Source organism: Billgrantia desiderata (assembly GCF_900108215.1).
In the GTDB taxonomy this organism is placed as follows: Bacteria; Pseudomonadota; Gammaproteobacteria; order Pseudomonadales; family Halomonadaceae; genus Halomonas; species Halomonas desiderata.
The window spans coordinates 64,422-83,748 of record NZ_FNVC01000013.1 but is presented as its reverse complement, the minus strand read 5'-3'; the positions used below and the strand labels follow the sequence as shown (position 1 = coordinate 83,748).

The following is a 19,327-nucleotide window of genomic DNA, read 5'->3' as shown; positions in this document are numbered from 1 at the left end:
GCAAACCATGCAACCAAGACGCCTGGAACGGTGCAACCTGCAAGCCTGCGCGGCGCTCTTCGCCCAGGTGTTCTCCTCGGTCCCCTGGAACGAGCCCTGGCATGCCGATGGCGCACTGGCGCGGCTCGAGCACTTCTTCGAATCGCCAGGTGCCGTGGGGGTGGTGGGGCTGGGTGAGGGTGAGGAGCTCGAGGGGTTTCTGCTGGGCAACCTCGAACCGTATCTGGATGGGAAGCTGTTCTACCTGCGGGAGATGTGCGTGGCCACGCATCGCCAGGGGCAAGGTATCGGCTCGCAGCTCTATGAGGTGCTCGAGGAAGAGTTGGCCACCAGCGATGTGCGTGCGGTGTACCTGGCCACGGGGCGGGACATCCCCGCGGCCCGCTTCTATCAGCAGCTCGGCTTTCGCTGCAGCGAAGGGATGGCCTTCTATGCCAAGGGCTTGAGGGGAGACTGAACGCATATGGATCGGGACGAAGCCCAGGGTCGGCAGCGAGAACGGGCGAGCCTTGAGCTCGAGCCGGCCGATCTTGCTGCCTGCCGCGGCATTGCCGAGGTGCACGTCGAGGCTTGGCGGCATGCCTACCGCGACATCGTCCCGGCCGAATACCTGGCTGGCCTCTCGGTGGCGGAGCACGAAGCCATGTGGCGCCGCTCCCTGGCAGCGGGCAGCCCACGGCTGCTGGTGGCTCGCTCGGGCGATCGGGTTCAGGGCTTCATAGGCTTCGACGCCTCACGCGATGAAGGCGCCGGGTCGCAGATAGGCGAGATCTGGGTGCTCTATGTCCGGCCAGACGCTCAGCGGCTTGGCGTGGGGCGCAGGCTGTGCAGGGAAGCCTTGGCGACGCTTTTCGCCGAGGGGTTCACCTGCGTCACGCTGTGGTTGATCGTCGGCAATGACAACGCCATGCGCTTCTATCGTGCGATGGGGTTTCAGCTCGAACCGGGATCCCGCCAATCGTTCACGCTTGGTGGGGCCACGGTATGGGAAGAGCGACTCGCCATCACGCCGCGCGAGGCGCTTCTTGCCTGAGGAGGCATTGGCTTCCCCTGGTGGCTTCTGGCATGCTGCGTGGCTTTCCAATCCTGCTGAGAGATCGCCATGAGCGCCTTGCCCAACTGCCCCGCCTGTCACTCCGAGTACACCTACGAAGTGGCCGGCATGTACGCCTGTCCCGAGTGCGGTCATGAGTGGTCGAGCCTGACGGATGCGGGGGAGGCTGGCGACGGCAAGGTGGTGCGCGATGCCAACGGCAATGAGCTGCAGGATGGCGACAGCGTCACCGTGATCAAGGATCTCAAGGTCAAGGGAACCTCGTCGGTGGTCAAGGTGGGCACCAAGGTGAAGGGCATTCGCCTGGTGGAGGGCGACCACGACATCGACTGCAAGATCGACGGCTTCGGGCCGATGAAGCTGAAGTCGGAGTTCGTCAAGAAGGCGTGAGCCTTCCGGGAAAACCAACTGTCACGGCGCTGTAAACCAACGGCAGTACTTTCGATGAGCCCACTCATCGGAGGTTTTCCCCATGCAGCAGCGCCCCCTGGCTACCGTCCTTTCCATCTCCGTGGTGCTTGCCGGCCTGGCTCTGCCGGCGCTCGCCAGCGAGAAGCTGGTTCTCTACACCAGCCAGCCCAACAGCGACGCCCAGCAGACCGTCGATGCCTTCCGGGCCGCCCATCCCGATGTCGAAGTGGAATGGGTGCGCGACGGCACCACGCAACTGATGACCCGGTTGCGCTCCGAGCTCTCCGCCGGGGTCAGCAACCCCGACGTGCTGCTGATCGCAGACAGCATGACCATGGAATCGCTCAAGCGGGAGGGTCACCTGCAGGCCTACCTCAGCCCCGAGCGCGAAGCCTACGCCGCCGAGCTCTACGACCCGCAAGGCTACTACTACGGCACCAAGCTGATCACCACCGGCATCGTCTACAACACCGGCGCCGAGCGTCAGCCGCAGAGCTGGCAGGAGCTCACCCAGCCCGAATACGCCGGCCAGGTGACCATGCCGAGCCCGCTCTACTCCGGTGCCGCGCTGATCCACATGGCGGCCATCGAGGCTCACCCCGAACTGGGCGAGGGCTATTACGAGGCGCTGCAGGCCAACCGCACCGAGGCTCAGGGCGGCAATGGCGGCGTATTCAACGCCGTGGCGGCTGGCAGCAAGCCTTACGGCATCGTGGTCGACTTCCTGCCGATCCGTGAAGCGGCCAAGGGCTCGCCGGTGGCGTTCGTGTTCCCCGAGGAGGGGGTGAGCGCCGTGACCGAGCCGGTTGCCATCATGCAGGGTGCAAGAAACCTGGAGGCGGCGCAGAAGTTCGTCGATTTCGTCCTTTCGCTTGAAGGCCAGGCTTTGGTCAGCGAGCAGGGCTATCTCCCGGCACACCCCGAGGTGGCTCCGCCCGAGGGCTTTCCTGCCCGTGACGGTATCGTCCTGATGCCGCTGGATACCCAGAGCGCCCTGGCCAGGGAGGCCGAGCTCAAGCAGCGCTTCGGCGAGCTGTTCGGTAGCTGATCATGGCACCTAGCCTCACTGAAGGCAGCCAGCAACGCTGGTTGCTCACCCTGCTCATGCTCGTTATCGTGGCGCTCAGCCTCGTGCCCAGCCTGCGCCTGCTGATGGAGGCGCTGGGCGACCTGGCCCAGGGCAGCGAGGCGCCGCTGTGGCGCGTGCTGCAGGCCGAGAGCACCTGGCGGGCGCTGTGGCGCAGCCTCTACACCTCGGGGCTGGGCATGCTGATCGCCCTGGTGCTGGGCAGCCTGTTCGCCTTCGTGATCACCCTGACGGACATCCGTGGCAAGGCCTGGCTGGTGTTCTGCTTCATGCTGCCGATGATGATCCCGCCCCAGGTCACGGCGTTGAGCTGGCTGCAGCTCTTCGGCCCGGCCAGCCCGCTGCTGAAGAGCATCGGCATGGCGCCGCCGCTGGGCAGCCCACAGCCGCTCCACTCCGCCGAGGGTATCGCCCTGCTGCTGGGCATCCAGAGCGCGCCGCTGGTGTTCCTGGCGCTGCGCACCTCGCTGCTGTCGTTGCCCCGCGAGCTGGTCGAGGCAGCCCGCATCAGCGGTGCCCGCCAGGCCCAGGTATGGGGGCAGATCATCCTGCCGGTGACCCGCGGCGGCCTGATTGCCGGCGGGGCCATGGCCTTCATCTCCAGCCTGGGCAACTTCGGCATCCCGGCCATGCTGGGCATTCCCGCCGGCTATTACGTGCTGCCGACCCTGATCTACCAGCGCATGGCCAGCTTCGGTACCGGCATGCTGGCCGAGATGGCCTCGCTGTCGCTGCTGATCGGCGTGCTGGCGTTGGCCGGCGTGGCGCTGCAGCAGGCGTGGATGAAGCGCAGCCGCTTCGGCCTGATGGGCCACAGCGGTCGCGCCCACGATTTCTCGCTGGGCCGCTGGCGCGGCGGGGTGACCGCAGTGCTGGTGGCGGTGCTGCTGGCGATCCTCGTCGCCCCCCTGGCGGCGCTGGTGGTGAGCTCGCTGGTGCCCGCCGTGGGCGTGCCGCTCACCCTGGAGAGCGCCACCCTGGCGGCCTACCACGAGGTGATCGGCCGCCAGGGGGCGACCTGGCGCGCGGTGCGCAACAGCCTGTGGCTGGCGGGCGGCGCCGCACTGATGTTGGTGCTTTGCAGCCTGCCGCTGGCCTATCGCCTGCTGCGTCTGCCGCAGCGCTGGCAGAGTCTGGCGCTCGGCGCTATCGAACTGCCCTATGCGCTGCCCGGCGTGGTGCTGGCGGTGGCTTGCATCCTGCTTTTCGTGCGTCCCATACCGCTGGTGAACGTGGCGCTCTACGGCACCCTGGGGCTGATCTTCGTCGCCTATCTGATGCGCTTCCTGGTGGTGTGTCTCAAGCCGGTGGCGGCCGGCCTGGCCCAACTCGACCCCTCGCTGGAGGAAGCCGCCCAGCTGGCGGGTGCCGGCCCCTGGCGGCGGCTGGGTGGCATCGTGCTGCCGCTGGTGGCGCCGGCGCTGTTCGCCGGGGGGCTTCTTGTGTTCCTGCTGGCGGTGAACGAGCTGACCGTCTCGGCGCTGCTGTGGAGCGCCGGCAACGAGACCCTGGGCGTCTTGATTTTCAACCTCGCCGAGGGTGGCGAGAGCGTGCTGGCCGCCGCGGTGTCGGTGCTGGTGGTGGCGCTGGTTGCCGCGCTGATGCTGTGCCTGAGCCTGCTGGCGCCCTATCTGCCCAAGGGAGTCGTGCCATGGCAGGGTTGATGATCGATCGGGTGACCAAGCGCTTCGGCGAGCAGGTCGCCGTCGATGCGCTGTCGCTGGATGTCGCGCCGGGCCAGTTCGTCGCACTGCTCGGCCCCAGCGGCTGCGGCAAGACCACCATGCTGCGCATGCTGGCTGGCTTCGAGCCACTCAGCGAGGGCGAGATTCGCCTGGGAGGGCGTACCCTGGCCAGCCGCGAGCAGCACGTGCCGCCCGAGCGGCGCAACATGGCGATGGTGTTCCAGTCCTATGCGCTGTGGCCGCACATGAGCGTGGCCGACAACGTCGGCTACCCGCTAAAGCTGCGCCGCCTGGAAGGCGATGCCTATCGGCGCCGGGTGGCCCAGGCACTGGACCTGGTGGATCTTGCCGCCTACGCCGAGCGTTCGCCGCAGGAGCTCAGCGGCGGCCAGCGTCAGCGTGTGGCGCTGGCCCGCTGCCTGGTCGCCGATCCGGATGTGGTGCTGCTCGACGAGCCCCTGGCCAATCTCGACCGCCACCTGCGCGCGGCCATGGAGCAGAGCTTTCGCGACTTTCACCGCCGCACCGGGGCGACCATGATCTACGTCACCCACGACCAGAGCGAGGCGATGTCGCTGGCGGACCGCATTGCGGTGATGCGCGACGGTCGGCTGGAGCAGTGGGCTACGCCGGAGGCCCTCTATCGCCAGCCGCGCAGTGCCTGGGTGGCCGGCTTCATCGGCCAGGGCAGCCTGCTCCAGGTGGCAGCGGGACGGCCGGGCCAGCGACTGGAGGAGGACACCTTAATGCGCGGGCTCGCCGCTGTTGCCGCCGAGCGCACCCAGCCGGTGCTGGTGCGTCCGGAGCACGTCATGCTACTGCCCGAGTTGTCTTCTCAGCGGGGGCTGCGGGCACGGGTGGAGAGTGCGACCTTCCGCGGCGAGCGCTACGAACTGCACCTGCGCCTCGAAAGCGGCGAGGCGCTGCTGGCCTATCATCACGCCGCGCTGGTCGAAGGACATGATGTAGCGCTGCTGCTGCGCGAGGGCTGGTGCCTGGAACCCGATCGATGAGCCTGCGCATCGAGGTGCTCAGCGGCCTGGGCGGGAAGGCGCCCGCCGCCATCCTGGTCGAGGCCGAGGGCAAGCGGCTGCTGCTCGATGCCGGCGGCGCGCTGCACCCGGGTCAATCGAACGAATGGGCGGCAGGGCTCGATGTCGACGCGGTGCTGATCACTCACGACCATATCGATCACATCGGCGGCGTGACGGCGCTGCCAGGCGAGCTGCCGCTCTACTGCACGTCGCCGGTGGCGGCCGCGCTGCCGCCCGGGCGCGACTGGCGCCCGTTGCCCGAGCGCGGCGAATGCCGGATTGTCGGTATACCGGTCACGACCGGTCAGGCGGGCCATTCGCTGGGCGGCGTGTGGTTGCATCTCGGCGTGGCGGGCGGAGTGTTCTACAGTGGCGATGCCTGTCTCGAATCGCTGCTGCTCCCCTTCGACGAACCGCCGCCGGCGCGCGTTGCGCTGCTGGATGCCTCCTACGGGATCTACGATGTTCCTCAGGCGCAGTGCCGTGAGGCCATTGCCCGGCGTTTGAGCGAGCCGCGAGTGCTGCCGGTACCGGCTTCGGGCCGCGCGCTGGAGATGGCACTGTGGCTCGATACCCTGGCGCCGCGTCTCGGCATTACGTGGGATCTGGATTCCGTCTGCCGGAAGGGACTAGAGGCGCTGCTGGAACTGCCACGCTCGCTGCGCCGGGTGGGGGGCGATGCGGCCATTCGCCAGCTGCTCGACGCGCCTCGCCCGACGTCCCCCTCGCTATGGCTGGTGGCGGACCGCGACGACGATCCGCACGACTGGCCGGCGCATCGCCTGCTGCACACGGGTTACCTCACGCCCCGGCGCCAGCGCCAGCGTGTGGCCGGCGAGGTCGACTGGCAGCGTTGGAACGTCCACCTGCGGTTGTCGCATCTGCGGGCCCTGGTGCGTCAGCTCGGGGCCAGGCAGGCGATACCCCTGTTCACCACCGAAGTCAGTGAGGTAAACGAGCTGTTGATGACATCCAGCGGGTTGATCCAGGCAACGGTATGAGACCGGGCACCCTTCCAGAGGGGGCGCCCGGTGAGCTCATGCGACCTGCCGCGGCCTGTCGCCAAGGGAGTTAGCGCGCTTGAGGAACGCGCGGTTGACCGGGCTGTGCGGTTTGGAGGCCAGGCGTTCATGGGCCAAGCCCTCTGCCAGGTCGCGATAGCCGCCGCGCAGAGCAGCCTCGGTCAGGGTCCAGTCGATGATGTCGCGCTGGGCGTGGCTGCCGCCGAAGGCGTTGGCGATGAAGCGTGCCGGATGGAGACGCTCGACGGTCGTGCCGTAGTCGCCCTGCCAGAAGGCCTGGAACCCCTCCACCAGCGGCAGGCCGATCTGCTTGGCCCAGACGCTTGCCTCGCGGCTTGCCTCGCCGCTTCGCAGTGTGGCCAGCAGGCGCTCCACCTGATCGCCGCGACCCGCTCCCAGATAGGCCATGACGGCATGCCAGTCGTTGAACGGGTAGAGCCTGCCGTCAGCATGGCTGTCCCAGGCACGCGCCAGTTCCTGCCAGCGGTTGCCGACGTCCTGGCCAGTGAGCTGTAACCGCCAGAGCAGGGCGGAGGCGTCGACCATGTCCAGCGCCATGGCACTGGTGCCCTGGCGGATCGGGCCGTCGTAGAGCGCCAGCGCCGCTTCGGTCTGGCCCAGGTCGAGGTGGCACAGCGCACGGTGCCACCAGTTGTGCACCTGGAAGAAGTTGCCGTCGCCCGACCAGTGCGGTTCGCGGGCGATCATCCAGCCGATGCCATCCTCGGCGCGGCCCTGCATCTCCATGACGTGGGCAACGGCGTGGTGCGCCCAGCAGTCCAGCGGCTCTCTGTCCAGGGCGTCGCGACCGGTCGCCTCGGCCTGGGCATAGGCGCCCGTTTCCTCTAGGCCGAAAGCGTAGAAGCCAAGGACGATCGAGTAGCCCGGGATATCGGCCGACCACTTGGGCAGCACCCGGGCAATACGGTCTCGCAGGTCGCGGGCGTTGGCGCGGTAGAAGTCGGCCAGGTGGCCGACCTGTAGTGCCAGCAGGTCGTGGCGATAGCGCATGTTGTGTCGGTCCAGGGTAAGCGCTGCCGCACTCCACTCCCCGGCCAGCAGCTGGTCGAGGGCGGCGACATGGGAGGCCTCTCGCTCATTCAGGCGAAAGGCCCTCACCGCCGCGACGTCGTCCCTGGCCGCTCGTGCGGCCTCGGGCTCGGTGGCAAGCGCGAACAGGTAGGCGCGCAAGATGCGTGCCATGGCGAAATCGGGAGCCGCCTCGATGGCTTGGTCCAGCAGTGCCACGGGGTCGCCGCGGTAGAGATTGAAGGCCTCTACCGCGCGCGAATAGAGATCCAGGGCTTCAGCGTTGGCACCTGAGAGGGTATTGCCTTGACGGTCGGTCAGCATTGTCATTGTCGCTCCATATGTCGTCGTTTCGTCGGGGCATGGCGTCGGCTATGCCTGGTGCCATGCTGCTAAACTACGAGGAGGCGCGGCGGGCGATAATGGGCGAGACGCCGGACTTATTGTTCGAGCCGCCGCCATCACGGGAGCGCTGGCCGATGGAGGCTTCCCTCGATGTGCTGCGCACGATCCACCTGACCGGAGGCATCTTCCTCGATGCCGAGTTCACGGCACCCTGGTGCGTGGCCGCCCAGGTTTCCCCCGAAGACTGCCACCCGTTCACGCCTCTGCCCAAGGGCATCATTGCTTACCACTACGTCAGTGCCGGGCGGCTGCTGCTGCGCGTGGGCGACGGGCTGCCGCTGGAAGTGCCGGCGGGGCACCTGGTGGTGCTGCCACGCAACGATCCGCACGTGCTCGGCAGCCATCTGGATTGCCCGCCGGTGAGTGCCGAAGGGTTGATGCAGGCGACCGTCGAGAGCGGCATCGCACGGATCGTCTACGGTGGGCAGGGGGAAACGACCCGCATCTGGTGCGGTTTCCTGCTCAGCGACACGACGACCGATCCCTTGGTCGGCCTGCTGCCGAGCGTGATGACACTCGACGTGACGCAAGGCGCTGCGGGAGCCTGGATCGAGAGCTCCTTCCGTTTGGCAACCCATGAGCTTGCCACCGGTGAGGTGCGCTCCCCGGCGCTGCTCTCTCGGCTGGCGGAGCTGCTGTTCATCGAAGCCGTGCACTGCTACTTGGCCAGCCTGCCGCCGGAGCGGCTCGGTTGGTTGGGTGGGCTGCGCAATCCTTTCGTCAGCCGCGCTCTGACCCTGCTGCACGATCGGCCATCACACCATTGGACCACCGAGGCGCTGGCGCGGGAAGTGGGACTTTCGCGTTCCGCCTTTGCCGAACACTTCACCGAGCTGGTGGGTGCACCGCCCATGCGTTACCTGGCGGGGCTGCGCATGCAGGTGGCCGCGCGGCGGCTGAGGGAATCGTGCGACCCCATCGTGGTGATTGCCGAGCAGGTAGGTTACGAGTCGGAAGCCTCCTTCTCCAAGGCGTTCAAGCGAGTCTTCGGCGCCCCGCCGGCCACGTGGCGACGGGGCGGTGAAGCGTAAATCTCGCGTCACCTTCGAGGCGCTCTCCAGCGGCACCGAGTTGCGCCTGGTTCAGGAGCGAGTGCCGGAGTCATCCCCGCTGAGGCGTGTCATCTCGGCTGGCAGGAATCGCTTACGCTGTTGGCGAAGCTGGTCGAAGCGGACACTCCCGATTGAGTGAAGCGTCGACCCAGGAAGGTGCCCCGGCGTCGAGGCCGAGAGGGAACGGCCGGCCTGGCGTTGGCAGCGCACGGCGGGTATTGGTTAGGCATTGAGCCGACCAGCAAGCGAAAGCGTGGCGAAGCGGAGCCGGGGATTCTCGGCTCCGCTTTTTTATCGTGGCCGATCAGGTGTGACTGGGGGCGTCCAGTGCTTCCTGAGCGATCAGCGCATCAGCCAGTGCCCGTGAGGCGAGAGCGAACTCCACGCGTGCTGCGCTGAGTGCACTCAGGTCTTTGCAGGTGCCGTCCTGCTCGAGTCGGTCGAGCTGAATCTTGGCCAGGACCAGACGCTTGCAAAGGGCTGCATTGCTTGACGCCTGTGCCCGCTCATTCGACAGCTCGATCTGTGCATTGAGACTGTTCATGTTTTTCCCTACGCCATGCGATAGCAAAAAAGCGCTTAGGCTCTTACGGCCGGTCGTCGCTTGATATGAATATCGTCCAAATTCGGAAAAACTGTAGTCTCGGCACGCATGCACGGCAGCCACCGGACCGACAGGCCCGGCAGGAATGAAAGGGGCTGGCAGGATTACTGAATGGTGGTGACCATGACCGGCGCCACGCCGCGGTTCAACATACCGAGTTCGCGTGCCGCGCGTTTGGAGAGGTCGATGATCCGCCCTTCGACGAAGGGGCCGCGATCATTGATCAGGACCTCCACCTCTTGCCCAGTGTCGGCCCGGGTGACGATCACCTTGGTACCGAGGGGAAGGCTGGGGTGGGCGGCGGTCAGCGCTTGCTGGTCGAAGGGTTCGCCGCTGGCCGTGGTGGCGCCCTGGAAGCGGTCGCTGTAGAAGGAGGCGATGCCTTCCTCCTGGGCGTCAGGCTCGTGGGCAGAAGCATGGGCGGCGAACACCGCGAGCATCCCTGCCAGGCCACAAGCGAGCAACTTCTTTGGTCGAGCTCCCATGATTTTACCTCGGGTTGATCGTGTTGGCGGTTATCGCTTCCATCGATGAGGTGCTGGTGAGCGTTATGGATAGTACCCGCCGTTGCTGCATGAGGCAACCCACCAATTTCACACTGCTGCATGTTTGCAGAAGAAGGCTGCGTGATGGGCGTTGTTTGGCGATGTTGGCTGTAAGAGACAGTAGCCGGCTTGCGCCGCTCAGGCTCTGTGTTCCCGGCTGGCCCAGGTTTCCGAGTCATCTGCCGAGTGGAGGAGGCGCAGATGGGGAACGCTGGCCGTTCGGTTGCGCCCTGCTTCCTTGGCCAGGTAGAGCCCCTCGTCGGCCAGTTTGACGAGGGTGGCGCGCTTGGCATCGCGTACGGGCAGCAGTGAAGAGACGCCGATGCTGACCGTGACGTTTGCTGCCACGGGGGAGTCGGGGAAAGACAGAGCGCGCTCCGCCAGCATGGTGTGGATGCGCTCGGCCATGCGGTTGGCACCTTCGAGCGAGGTATGGGGCATCAGTACGACCATCTCTTCGCCACCATAGCGGGCCACCAGATCGCCAGGCCGAGCGGCGGCGGTCTTCAGTACGTCAGCCACGGCACGCAGGCAGGCGTCCCCATGCTGGTGGCCGTAGCTGTCGTTGAAGCGCTTGAAGCAGTCGATGTCGATCATCAGCAGGGCGAGTGGCTGGCGCTCACGTGCCGCCCGGCGCCACTCCAGCTTGAGCACCCGCTCGAATTCGCGACGATTGGCAATGCCCAGCAGTCCGTCGCTGGCCGCCTGTTGGGCGAGCTCGGCGTTGTAGGCCTCAAGGCGTTCGCGCTCGCGTAGAAGCTGAGCTTCACGGGCGCGATAGACCCGCTGCATGGGAATCAGGATCAGCGATATGGCCAGCATGATGCCGCTGGTGAAGGCAATGAGTGCCGTGCCGGTGTGGAGTCTCTCAGCGATCTGGGTGTCGAGGAAATGAGCAAGCGCGGGGAAAAGGCTGGCTTGCTCCGGTACCAGGCCCTGAATGGAGAGTGCAGCATCGAACAGTAGAGCGACCGCCAAGGCCAAGCCGGCCAGGCTGGGGGTATTGATCAGCGGAGACTGTGGCTTCGTGCGCATGTTCGTCTCATCCCTGACTGCTGATGAAGGTAGCTGTGTATCGAAGGTATCTGTGAACAGGGCTCCGTTACTGCTTAGCTGCGAAAAAAAAGGGCCGCAGAGCGGCCCAAGTACGCAGGGAACTAAAGGATAGTGCTAACTCAATCGCAAAGCGTGCCTTCGACCGGTGGAAACGAAAGAGACTCGGCGGATTCCTTTCCGCATCATGCCATTCCCTGGCAGGGAGCCTCCGGATACGTGGCCTGGATTGCCATTCGGGCCGTCGTATCGCTCTGCCAGTGTACTAGCGAAAATAGTGCCATGATTTTTATTATCTATTTAAAACAGTGTGTTGTGGCTTTGTTCTGCAGATGGGTGAGCGGGCCGTTCTGACTTGCTGGGTCGATATCGGCGCTGGAGTGTAGGTATATGGCGACACAAACTGGCCTGTTCCATTTAAATCCAATGAAAACAATGGCTTGAGTGTCTCCTTTTAGAGACGGTTGGGGCGGTGTAGGCTGCAACGACGAGAGTCGCCCGGGTCTCGGGGCGGTGGACGGCGTCATAGACCGATGAATGGACCGATGAAGGTGCCGGACACGGTGGCGAGAAATGCCGGCACCGTGCGCAGGAGACGGGCCTTCGAGCTTGTGGCATCTTGAGGTTTTCGAACAGGGAGTAGCGAAATGGCGAGTGTCTTTTCCCGCATCATTCACGGTGAACTGCCGGCGGAGTTCGTCTGGTCCGACGAGCGCTGCGTGGCGATCATGACCCTCAACCCCATGAAACCAGGCCATCTGCTGGTCATTCCACGCGAGGAGATCGATCACTGGGATGACATGCCGATAGACTTGAGCGCTCATCTCATGGCGGTTTCGCAGAAGTTGGCCAAGGCGCTGAAGCGGGCCTTTCCTTGCGAGCGAGTGGGCATGATGATCGTCGGCCTCGAGGTGCCCCATGTGCATCTGCATTTGGTGCCTATCGATACCATGCAGGATATCCGGGTCGAAGGCCTGCCGCAGGCAAGTCCCGAGCAGCTGGCCGAGAATGCCGATCGGATTCGCGGGGCTCTGGCCTGAGAGGGATTTCTCGTTTTGCAAACTGCGTGTAAGCGTTGGCTTACACGCAGCCGCGTCAATCTCTGATACCGCTCCCTGTCCACTGCACTATCATGAAGCTTTTGCCTAAGCCCGCCGTGCTTGCGGTGGGTCTTTGCCGGTCCAAGAGCCAGGCTTATGGAGGACAGAGTGCAAGAGAGACAGCTGCTGGAGACCCGTCGCCAGTGGTACGCCGCCTACATCGATGGCAACGTCGGTGTGCTGGATCATATCGAGAGCGACGACTTCGTGTTGATCAGTGAGGCGGGACTGCTGGGAAAGCTGGATCAGCTCGGCAGCATTGCCGAGGCGGTGGCGGGGGGCAAGTGGTTCGCACGCGGTAGTCGCGCCGAGGATGACATCGTCAAGTTGATGTCCTTCGGCGAACTGGTGTCCGTCTACGGGCAGGGCCGAGTCGTGGGCGATGCGCGAACCCGGCCGAACCTCTTTTTCAGCGAGCTATGGCAAAAGCTGGATGGGCAGTGGCGCGTGCTGTCATTGCACTTCACGCGTGCCGCTGCGCAGCCGCTCTGAGCACCACCCGGACACGACAACGCCGACGGCCTGGCCGCCGGCGTATTCCCACGTTCAATCCTGCCGTATGCAATTGGCATAAAAGCTCACGGTGGCGGGCCAATCGGTGAAGATGCCGATCACTCCGACATCCTGCACCAGGGTGTCGAGGGTGATCAGTTTGTCGCCTTCGCGCCGGATGACCTCTTCCGTGGTCTGGTGATACCACTGCCCACCTTCCGCCAGCGGGCCGGAGCGCTCCAGCGTCCAGGTGATCAGCTGCAGCCCCGCCTCCTGGGCTTGCTCGGCATACGTTGAGGGCACGATGCGGCTCTCGTTCTCGGTGAATTCCGGGTTGGTCGCCAGCAGCATCCAGGTCGGCGGTGCGAGGATGCGAACGCCCCGTTCGGCCAGCTCCTCCATGCTCGGCGACCAGGTATCGGGGTCGGTATGGTCGAAGTCTTCATCGCCATAGCGGCCGTCCAGGTAGACCGCCTGCTCGCCGAACTCGGGCTCGTGCTCGATCCAGTAGAGCACATCGTCGAGATTGAAGGACTGGGCGAAGACGTCGCCTGGCGGCACGTCCGCCGCCTTGTACTCGTCGATCAGCTTCTGGGCGTAGTCCTCCTGGCTCATGCCGTTGAAGGGCATCTCCACCTCGGGCTCCTTGAGCTCCGGGGTCATCTTCACACCCAGATCCTTGAACAGCGCGACGGTATCGGCGTGGCTCATCAGGGTGCCGCGCGTGGCGTAGAGATCGGTGCGCCAGGCGGGCGTGCCGGCCAGATACTCCTCGATGCTGCGCGCTTCCCGGTTGGCCCCTTCCATGGTGCCACGCAGGGTGCGGAACTCGGCCAGGGTGATGTCGCTGGTACAGCAGCGAATCTCGGCGGCATTGGTCAGTTCGCCGCTGCCGGGGTCGATCTCCGGCGGGACGCTGCACTGCTCGGCCAGCTCCGTCTCGACGATGTTGGTGGTGTAGTGCAGGTCGCACTGGGCGTGGCGGCACACGAGTTCGTTGTCGCCGGTGAAGGTTACGTCGCATTCCACGATACCGGCACCGCCCTGAACGCCGGCCAGGTAGGATTCGAGGGTGTGTTCGGGAAACTGTAGCGGTGCGCCGCGATGGGAGATGACCAGATCGTCCGGCTGCCAGTCGGTGTGCCGTGCGGCGCACTCCAGCAGTTCGGCCTTGAGCTCGCGCTCGCGTTCGGTCTCCTCGCTCATGTCATTGACCAGGAACAGCGGCCGTGGGCCGAGCGTCACCTGGCTGGCGGCTTCCAGTAGCGCATCGCTCCATTCGGGAACGTTTTCGTCGGTGTTCTGGGCCATCGCCGGAACGGCAGCCAGCAGGCCCAGGCAAGCCAGGGTGGGGAGTGTCTTGTGCATGACGTATCTCGCTATCTTCCTTGTTGGCGTGGGCCACGGCAGGCGCCGCGGCCAGTATTGAGCGTAGCCAGGCGCAACGCAGCCCGCTAGCGCTCGGTGAATGCCAGGCGAGCCGCCAGCGCGAGAAAGCCCGCGGCGAAACCCCGTCGCAGCCATATGAGCACGCTCGGGCGTGTGATGACCTGCCGCCGCGCGGCGGCGGCACTGGCGCCATACAGGGTAAAGACGGCAAATGTCATCAGCATGAACAGCACGCTGAGTTCGAGCATCTGGGTCAGAGCCGCCTCGTCGGCAGCGACGAACTGGGGCAGGAAGGCCAGGAAGAACAGCGTGAGCTTGGGATTGAGCAGGTTGAGCAGCACGCCGGTGCCGATCAACTGCCTGGCCGGCAAGGCGGGCAGAGCTGTCGCGGCAAGCGGCTCATCCTTGGCTCGTAGCACGCTCCAGGCGACATATAGCAGATAGGCGATGCCCATCAGCTTGAGCGCTTGAAAGGCCGTCGCGCTGGCATGCAGCAGCGAGGCCAGCCCGGTGATGGCAGCGGCGATATGCGGCACGATGCCGAGCGTACAGCCGAAGGCGGCGATGGTGCCGGCTCGTGCGCCGTGTGTCAGACCAGTGGAAAGGGTGTAGAGCACGCCGGTGCCGGGGGAGGCGACGACGACGAGCGAGGTCAGGAGAAATTCCGGGTTCATGGGCAGGCTCCGATGATGAAACCTCGTCACCATGGCGTTGAACTCCCAAGGGAGTCTTGCACGAAATTGCAGCTCAGGATGGCTGCATGGCGCGCCGGTAACGGCCCGGAGTGAGCCCGAGCTGGCGATTGAAGGCCCGGCTCATGTGGCTCTGGTCGGAAAAACCTGCTGCCAGGGCTGCCTGGCTCAGGGAGTGGCCGCCGGCGATCAGGCGCCTGGCGATCTGCACCCGGCGTTGCACCAGGTAGGCATGCGGGGTGATGCCCAGAGCGCGCGCGAAGCTGCGCAGCAGTTGGTAACGGCTCAGGCCTGCCATATCGGCCAGTTCACCAAGACTGACAGCCAGCTGTGGGGCATCGTCGAGACGCTGACGTACTTTGGCGATAGTGGCGGGAATGCCCGGCACGTGGCCGAGGGTACGAGAACCATGGCGGGAAAAGGCGGCGCCAAGCAGTTTGCAGCTTCGCTCCTCCACGGCCAGCGTCTCTTCTGGAGAGGCCGTGAGCTGATCGAACAGCTCGTTCATGAGCCGACGCAGCAAAGGGTCGTTCAGCGCAGGTCGCGTCAGCTCGGCACCTGCAAGGGTGTCACCGACTGCTTGGTGAACCAGTGCCGGATCGAAGTAGAGCATGTGCCAACCCCGACACGTGCCGTCGATAGGCACGCCGTCATGCATTTCGCCCGGATTCACCGTAATGACATCGCCAGCCAGGGCATCGACCCGGCCGACACCGCTCCAGGAGCGATGACCGCCAGAGACGATGAGCCCGATACCGTACTGGTCGTGAGAGTGACGCGGAAAAGCGCGGCACGAGGCAAGGCTCATTGCCACAAGCCCGGCAAGCCCCGTGACGTACGCGGTCACTCGATGTTGCCCCTCGGCCACGCCTCCTCCTGGACCTCGGGTATGAGGTCGGGCTGCGATACAAAACCGTCGGAAGTCGGAGCGACGAGATGCTTTCCGTGCCCGTTACTGGGCGTCAGTGCTCTTCGCTCGTGCTTGGTATTGTGGGGTGATCGTCGAGGTAATGCCACAGTGCGTCGCCAGCCGCTATGACGTAAGCGGCCTGCTCGGCCCAGGCGCGCAGGACTTCGGGGTCGTACGGGGTGGGGGAGTGGGTGATGTGCTGCATGCGGGGGTCCTCCCTATGGCTTCCCACACCTCCAGCATAGTCGGTTCTTGCTGCATTGCAGCATTAATATTGTAACCGAGCTTGCTGCATGTCGAAAATTCGTGCCCCGTGAAATACAAAGCACCCCATCCGGGCCGGCCGAATGAGGTGAGTTGATTGCCTGACAACGAGCGTCAGCGCTGGGTGTTTTCCTCGAACAGTTCGGCCTTGGCCTCGCGCATGACGTTCTCGCATGCGGCCTGATGGGCAAGTTGGGTGAGCAGGCTCTGGGTCACCGCAAACCCTTTGCCCAGACAGGTATCCACATCTTCGCGGCTGACTGCTGGAGTGACGTCATACTCGATCTTGATCGTTCTACCGCTACCGTCCAGCTTGTCGGCGAGATGGCGAATGAACCAGGCGAGACGCTCGCGCCAGCCGGTGGTTTCCGCCGCTCCTTCATTTACGCTGAACGTGCACTGCCATTCAGGTTTGTAGACTCGCATGAGCATCTCCTGTACTGGCTTGATTAGGAATGATCGATCGTGATGTTCGCTCCGCTTCTTTTACGAAAACTACTCCCACAGCATATCAAACTTGTACCGGGCTTTCACGGACTGTGCCGTTCCGCTACGTCATTCGAGTGTCCGATTAGCGCCGAAATGGCGGGGCCGGGCCGGCTCGGGAATAGCGTCATTCAAAGATATCGGTACCAAAAGGGAAAACTTGAGAAAATCTCATGCGACTTCCGGGTGGCCGCCGACCCAGGTCATGCATACCCGCAGCGCTTCATCGAGCAAGACCAGGTCCGCTCGATAGCCAGGGCGGATCCAGCCCAGTTGCCAGCCGAGGCCCAGGCACTCGGCCGGGTAGCGTGAAGCCATGCGCAGTGCCTCTTCCAGCGGCACCCCGAGCATCTGGTGCGTATTGGCTACGGCACGCTCCATGGTGAGATCGGCACCCGCCAGGGTGCCTGCAGAATTGACCAGGCGGCCGTTGCGTCGTTCTATCATCTCGCCGAACAGGGTGAAGCGGTCCTGATCGCTGCCGGCGCTGGGCATGGCATCGGTCACCAGCAGAAGGCGCCCGCGTGGCTTGGCGGCGAGCGCGATACGCAGGCTGGCGGGGTGGACGTGGTGACCGTCCACTATCACGCTGCACCAAGAGGCAGTGTCGGCCAAGGCCGTCCCCACCGTGCCCGGCTCGCGGCTGCCCAGTGGTGACATCGCATTGAAGAGATGCGTGAAGCCATGCAGCCCCTCGTCGAGGGCGCGCTGCAAGGTGGCGAGGTCGGCGTCGGTATGCCCCGCCGCGACCTGTACGCCGCGCTCCACCAGTGAGCGGATGAAGCCCTCGGGGACACACTCCGGGGCGAGGGTGACCAGTGTTACGCCGACATCGCCGAGCCCCGTCAGCAGCGCCAGGGCGTCCGGCTCCGGTGGGCGAATCGCGGCGGCGGGGTGGATGCCCTTGCGTGCGGGATTGAGATAGGGACCCTCCAGATGCAGCCCCAGCAGGCCGGGCAAGCGTTGCTCAAGTGCCTGCCTGGCTGCATTCAGCGCAGCCTGCATCACCTCGCGGCGATCGGAGATCAGCGTGACCAACAGGCCGGTGGTGCCGTGGCGCCGGTGGCTTGTCATGATGGCCTGGATCGTCTCGACACTGGGGGCTTCGTTGAACAGGTGGCCGCCGCCCCCGTTCACCTGCAGGTCGATGAAGCCCGGCGCCAGCAGGCGTCCTTCCAGATTGCAGCGTTCGGCCCCCGCCGGCGGTGTCTCGTCGGCAGGCAGCAGCGCCTGGATGGTTTCCCCTTCGATCGCCACGTGAACGTCGTCACGCAAGCGCTCGCCGTCGAAGACGCGGCCGTTCATCAAGATTTTCACGTTGCTTCCCCCCTGATGAGATGGGAGTGGCGTGCCATTCTCCAGGCGCCTTGCATGGCATCCCCAGCGGGGCTGACGAGCCGCCGGCGCAGCCAGGTGGGCAGGTAGGGAGCGAGTGCCTGCCCCACGCCGCCGAACAGGCAAAGCCGGGGGGCGCCCAGTTCGAGCACGCCGTTGGCAAGCAATACGGCCTCATCCACGGCCTGCCGGCGCAGGGTCAGGGCCAGTTCGTCGCCCGCCTCGGCAGTGGAGAAGACGGTCGGTGCGAAGCGAGCGAAGTCTCGTGGGTAAGCGTTGGTCTGCCATTCGGCCAACCGGGCAGGATCGTGTCCGAAGTCGCTCATGAGGCATTCGGCCAGTAGCGACGGGGGACGCAACCCTTCATGACACAGCAGGGCCTCACGCAGGGCTCTCAGGCCGAGCCAGGCGCCGCTGGCATGATCGGAGAGGGGGAACCCCCAGCCGCCCAGGCTGCGGAAGTGACCCTGTAGATGGACCATGCCGCAGGAGCCGGTACCGATGATCAGGATTCCCCCGTCGCCCCCATCGAAGGCGCCGAGCACGGCGGCATGGGCGTCGCTGCGTACCTGGACGGAGGCAAAAGGATGGGGGTGCGCCGCCACGTCATGCCAGGTGCGGGCATTGATCGCCCCGGCAAGCCCAAGGCCGGCATGCACGCGGGTTAATGATGTCTCGTTAAGGCCGGCTTCGCGCAGGGCTGCGCGTGCGGCCTCGAGGATCTGCTGCCAGACGTGATCGATGCCGAAGCGCAGGCTGGCACTGGCGGCTTGGCCCTCGCCCATGGGGCGGCCTTCAGCATCGCAAAGGCGGGCCCGGCAATGCGTACCGCCACCGTCCACGCCGAGATACCAGGTGTCCTGTCGCACGGGTAGGGAGCGCTTGTCCTTCATGATGCCGGCTCCGTATCCAGGCGGCGCGCCTGACGCGTGAGGGCGGGCGAGAGAGCTGCGGCGGCTGCGGCGTCGAGAATCACACTGACGTTTGGATGCCGTTGCAATACCGATGCCGGCAACGTGGCCGTGACAGGGCCTTCCAGGGCTTCGGCCACCGCGCGCGCCTTGGCCCGGCCGGTGGCCAGCAGCAGCAGATGGCGCGCTTCGAGAATGTTGCCGATGCCGAGTGTGATGGCATGGGTCGGCATCTCAGCGTCTGCCGGAAAGTGGCGTCGGTTGGCGGCCAGGGTGGTGGCGCTCAGGCGTACTACACGAGTGCGTGAATCCAAGGGCGAGCCGGGCTCGTTGAAGCCGATGTGGCCGTTCAGGCCTATGCCGAGCAGCTGCAGGTCGACTCCGCCTGCGGCTTGCAGTTGTGCTTCGTAGCGCCGCGCTTCGGCCTGCGGGTCGGGTGCCAGGCCGTCGGGCAGGTGGGTGCGCTGCGGATCGAGTTGCAGCGGGCCGAACAGATGTCGGCGCATGTAATGGGCATAACTTGCGGGGTGGTCCGGCCCCAGGCCGAGGTATTCGTCAAGGTTGAAGGTGGTGAGCTGGTCGAGTGTGAGTCGTGTCGCCTGGTGGCGGACAACCAGCTCCCGATAGAGAGCCAGTGGCGTGGCACCGGTGGCAAGGCCGAGTACGCTGTCGGGTTTTGCGCTCAGCTGCTGTTGAATGATGTTCGCGCCGAGCTGCGCCATGCGCTCGACGTTGTGCACAATGATCAGGTCCATGACAGGTTCTCC

Annotated in this window: 22 protein-coding genes; 10 read left to right on the top strand and 12 right to left on the bottom strand. The window is 65.3% G+C overall.

What is annotated here, in order from left to right; genetic code table 11:
• Window positions 1-7: 7 nt before the first annotated feature.
• From C4S71_RS13045 to C4S71_RS13015, 7 genes are all read left to right on the top strand, one after another.
• On the top strand, window positions 8-457 hold the full coding sequence (locus tag C4S71_RS13045) for a GNAT family N-acetyltransferase (RefSeq protein WP_086511237.1): 450 nt from the start codon (window positions 8-10) through the stop codon (window positions 455-457).
• 6 nt (window positions 458-463) lie between these two features.
• The gene (locus C4S71_RS13040) at window positions 464-1,033 is read left to right on the top strand and encodes a GNAT family N-acetyltransferase (protein ID WP_103969416.1); all 570 of its coding nucleotides are present in this window, start codon (window positions 464-466) and stop codon (window positions 1,031-1,033) included.
• A 69-nt stretch (window positions 1,034-1,102) separates the two neighbouring features.
• Window positions 1,103-1,444, top strand: a complete 342-nt coding sequence (locus C4S71_RS13035; RefSeq protein ID WP_103969415.1) for a zinc ribbon domain-containing protein YjdM — start codon at window positions 1,103-1,105, stop codon at window positions 1,442-1,444.
• Window positions 1,445-1,526: 82 nt separating this feature from the next.
• Complete coding sequence (locus C4S71_RS13030; protein WP_086511240.1) at window positions 1,527-2,513, top strand: ABC transporter substrate-binding protein; 987 nt, start codon at window positions 1,527-1,529, stop codon at window positions 2,511-2,513.
• A gap of 2 nt (window positions 2,514-2,515) precedes the next feature.
• Window positions 2,516-4,216, top strand: coding sequence for an ABC transporter permease (locus tag C4S71_RS13025; protein WP_103969414.1), 1,701 nt, complete (start codon window positions 2,516-2,518; stop codon window positions 4,214-4,216).
• Window positions 4,204-5,250 carry an ABC transporter ATP-binding protein gene (locus C4S71_RS13020; protein ID WP_103969413.1) on the top strand — a complete coding sequence of 349 codons (1,047 nt, stop codon included), beginning with the start codon at window positions 4,204-4,206 and terminating at the stop codon, window positions 5,248-5,250. The genes C4S71_RS13025 and C4S71_RS13020 overlap by 13 nt, the downstream gene beginning before the upstream one ends.
• Entirely contained in the window at window positions 5,247-6,272 is a 1,026-nt protein-coding gene (locus tag C4S71_RS13015; RefSeq protein WP_103969412.1) for an MBL fold metallo-hydrolase, read from the top strand. The genes C4S71_RS13020 and C4S71_RS13015 overlap by 4 nt, the downstream gene beginning before the upstream one ends.
• Before the next feature lie 36 nt (window positions 6,273-6,308).
• On the opposite strand, the gene C4S71_RS13010 is transcribed toward C4S71_RS13015, so the two are convergent.
• Window positions 6,309-7,652 (bottom strand): tetratricopeptide repeat protein, encoded by a 1,344-nt coding sequence (locus tag C4S71_RS13010; RefSeq protein WP_235014367.1) that lies wholly within the window; start codon window positions 7,650-7,652, stop codon window positions 6,309-6,311.
• 56 nt (window positions 7,653-7,708) lie between these two features.
• Between C4S71_RS13010 and C4S71_RS13005 the strand changes: the two genes are divergently transcribed.
• The gene (locus C4S71_RS13005; protein WP_235014365.1) at window positions 7,709-8,758 is read left to right on the top strand and encodes an AraC family transcriptional regulator; all 1,050 of its coding nucleotides are present in this window, start codon (window positions 7,709-7,711) and stop codon (window positions 8,756-8,758) included.
• 325 nt (window positions 8,759-9,083) lie between these two features.
• Here C4S71_RS13005 and C4S71_RS12995 read toward each other — a convergent pair whose 3' ends face one another.
• The 3 genes from C4S71_RS12995 to C4S71_RS12985 form a co-directional block, all read right to left on the bottom strand.
• A complete protein-coding gene (locus C4S71_RS12995) occupies window positions 9,084-9,323 on the bottom strand; it encodes a hypothetical protein (RefSeq protein WP_103969409.1) in 240 nt (79 codons plus the stop codon).
• A 164-nt stretch (window positions 9,324-9,487) separates the two neighbouring features.
• Window positions 9,488-9,868, bottom strand: a complete 381-nt coding sequence (locus C4S71_RS12990; RefSeq protein ID WP_176342918.1) for a septal ring lytic transglycosylase RlpA family protein — start codon at window positions 9,866-9,868, stop codon at window positions 9,488-9,490.
• 198 nt (window positions 9,869-10,066) lie between these two features.
• Entirely contained in the window at window positions 10,067-10,963 is an 897-nt protein-coding gene (locus C4S71_RS12985; RefSeq protein WP_103969408.1) for a diguanylate cyclase, read from the bottom strand.
• A gap of 665 nt (window positions 10,964-11,628) precedes the next feature.
• On the opposite strand from C4S71_RS12985, the gene C4S71_RS12980 reads away from it, so the two are divergent.
• On the top strand, window positions 11,629-12,021 hold the full coding sequence (locus C4S71_RS12980; protein WP_103969407.1) for an HIT family protein: 393 nt from the start codon (window positions 11,629-11,631) through the stop codon (window positions 12,019-12,021).
• Window positions 12,022-12,189: 168 nt separating this feature from the next.
• Window positions 12,190-12,573 (top strand): nuclear transport factor 2 family protein, encoded by a 384-nt coding sequence (locus tag C4S71_RS12975; protein WP_160113391.1) that lies wholly within the window; start codon window positions 12,190-12,192, stop codon window positions 12,571-12,573.
• Between the two features lie 54 nt (window positions 12,574-12,627).
• Here C4S71_RS12975 and C4S71_RS12970 read toward each other — a convergent pair whose 3' ends face one another.
• From C4S71_RS12970 to nagB, 8 genes are all read right to left on the bottom strand, one after another.
• Window positions 12,628-13,941, bottom strand: a complete 1,314-nt coding sequence (locus tag C4S71_RS12970) for a glycerophosphodiester phosphodiesterase family protein (RefSeq protein ID WP_103969405.1) — start codon at window positions 13,939-13,941, stop codon at window positions 12,628-12,630.
• A gap of 86 nt (window positions 13,942-14,027) precedes the next feature.
• Window positions 14,028-14,636, bottom strand: a complete 609-nt coding sequence (locus C4S71_RS12965; protein ID WP_103969404.1) for a LysE family translocator — start codon at window positions 14,634-14,636, stop codon at window positions 14,028-14,030.
• A 73-nt stretch (window positions 14,637-14,709) separates the two neighbouring features.
• The gene (locus C4S71_RS12960; RefSeq protein WP_103969403.1) at window positions 14,710-15,462 is read right to left on the bottom strand and encodes an AraC family transcriptional regulator; all 753 of its coding nucleotides are present in this window, start codon (window positions 15,460-15,462) and stop codon (window positions 14,710-14,712) included.
• 154 nt (window positions 15,463-15,616) lie between these two features.
• The gene (locus tag C4S71_RS22500; RefSeq protein ID WP_160113390.1) at window positions 15,617-15,769 is read right to left on the bottom strand and encodes a hypothetical protein; all 153 of its coding nucleotides are present in this window, start codon (window positions 15,767-15,769) and stop codon (window positions 15,617-15,619) included.
• Window positions 15,770-15,942: 173 nt separating this feature from the next.
• Complete coding sequence (locus tag C4S71_RS12955; protein ID WP_086511252.1) at window positions 15,943-16,254, bottom strand: hypothetical protein; 312 nt, start codon at window positions 16,252-16,254, stop codon at window positions 15,943-15,945.
• A 231-nt stretch (window positions 16,255-16,485) separates the two neighbouring features.
• A complete protein-coding gene (nagA, locus tag C4S71_RS12950; RefSeq protein ID WP_234238685.1) occupies window positions 16,486-17,631 on the bottom strand; it encodes an N-acetylglucosamine-6-phosphate deacetylase in 1,146 nt (381 codons plus the stop codon).
• A complete protein-coding gene (locus C4S71_RS12945; RefSeq protein WP_103969402.1) occupies window positions 17,628-18,542 on the bottom strand; it encodes a glucosamine kinase nucleotide-binding domain-containing protein in 915 nt (304 codons plus the stop codon). The genes nagA and C4S71_RS12945 overlap by 4 nt, the downstream gene beginning before the upstream one ends.
• Complete coding sequence (gene nagB / locus C4S71_RS12940; protein WP_086511255.1) at window positions 18,539-19,315, bottom strand: glucosamine-6-phosphate deaminase; 777 nt, start codon at window positions 19,313-19,315, stop codon at window positions 18,539-18,541. The genes C4S71_RS12945 and nagB overlap by 4 nt, the downstream gene beginning before the upstream one ends.
• Between the last annotated feature and the right edge of the window lie 12 nt (window positions 19,316-19,327).

Coding starts and splice junctions, on each gene's coding strand:
- C4S71_RS13020 (WP_103969413.1), top strand. CDS start 4,204: ATGGCAGGGTTGATGATCGATCGGGTGACCAAGCGCTTCGGCGAGCAG.
- C4S71_RS12980 (WP_103969407.1), top strand. CDS start 11,629: ATGGCGAGTGTCTTTTCCCGCATCATTCACGGTGAACTGCCGGCGGAG.
- C4S71_RS13015 (WP_103969412.1), top strand. CDS start 5,247: ATGAGCCTGCGCATCGAGGTGCTCAGCGGCCTGGGCGGGAAGGCGCCC.
- C4S71_RS12955 (WP_086511252.1), bottom strand. CDS start 16,254: ATGCGAGTCTACAAACCTGAATGGCAGTGCACGTTCAGCGTAAATGAA.
- C4S71_RS12995 (WP_103969409.1), bottom strand. CDS start 9,323: ATGAACAGTCTCAATGCACAGATCGAGCTGTCGAATGAGCGGGCACAG.
- C4S71_RS12960 (WP_103969403.1), bottom strand. CDS start 15,462: ATGAGCCTTGCCTCGTGCCGCGCTTTTCCGCGTCACTCTCACGACCAG.
- C4S71_RS13045 (WP_086511237.1), top strand. CDS start 8: ATGCAACCAAGACGCCTGGAACGGTGCAACCTGCAAGCCTGCGCGGCG.
- C4S71_RS12990 (WP_176342918.1), bottom strand. CDS start 9,868: ATGGGAGCTCGACCAAAGAAGTTGCTCGCTTGTGGCCTGGCAGGGATG.
- C4S71_RS22500 (WP_160113390.1), bottom strand. CDS start 15,769: ATGCAGCACATCACCCACTCCCCCACCCCGTACGACCCCGAAGTCCTG.
- C4S71_RS13025 (WP_103969414.1), top strand. CDS start 2,516: ATGGCACCTAGCCTCACTGAAGGCAGCCAGCAACGCTGGTTGCTCACC.
- C4S71_RS12985 (WP_103969408.1), bottom strand. CDS start 10,963: ATGCGCACGAAGCCACAGTCTCCGCTGATCAATACCCCCAGCCTGGCC.
- C4S71_RS12965 (WP_103969404.1), bottom strand. CDS start 14,636: ATGAACCCGGAATTTCTCCTGACCTCGCTCGTCGTCGTCGCCTCCCCC.
- C4S71_RS13035 (WP_103969415.1), top strand. CDS start 1,103: ATGAGCGCCTTGCCCAACTGCCCCGCCTGTCACTCCGAGTACACCTAC.
- C4S71_RS13005 (WP_235014365.1), top strand. CDS start 7,709: ATGCTGCTAAACTACGAGGAGGCGCGGCGGGCGATAATGGGCGAGACG.
- nagB (WP_086511255.1), bottom strand. CDS start 19,315: ATGGACCTGATCATTGTGCACAACGTCGAGCGCATGGCGCAGCTCGGC.
- C4S71_RS13010 (WP_235014367.1), bottom strand. CDS start 7,652: ATGACAATGCTGACCGACCGTCAAGGCAATACCCTCTCAGGTGCCAAC.
- C4S71_RS13030 (WP_086511240.1), top strand. CDS start 1,527: ATGCAGCAGCGCCCCCTGGCTACCGTCCTTTCCATCTCCGTGGTGCTT.
- C4S71_RS12945 (WP_103969402.1), bottom strand. CDS start 18,542: ATGAAGGACAAGCGCTCCCTACCCGTGCGACAGGACACCTGGTATCTC.
- C4S71_RS12970 (WP_103969405.1), bottom strand. CDS start 13,941: ATGCACAAGACACTCCCCACCCTGGCTTGCCTGGGCCTGCTGGCTGCC.
- C4S71_RS13040 (WP_103969416.1), top strand. CDS start 464: ATGGATCGGGACGAAGCCCAGGGTCGGCAGCGAGAACGGGCGAGCCTT.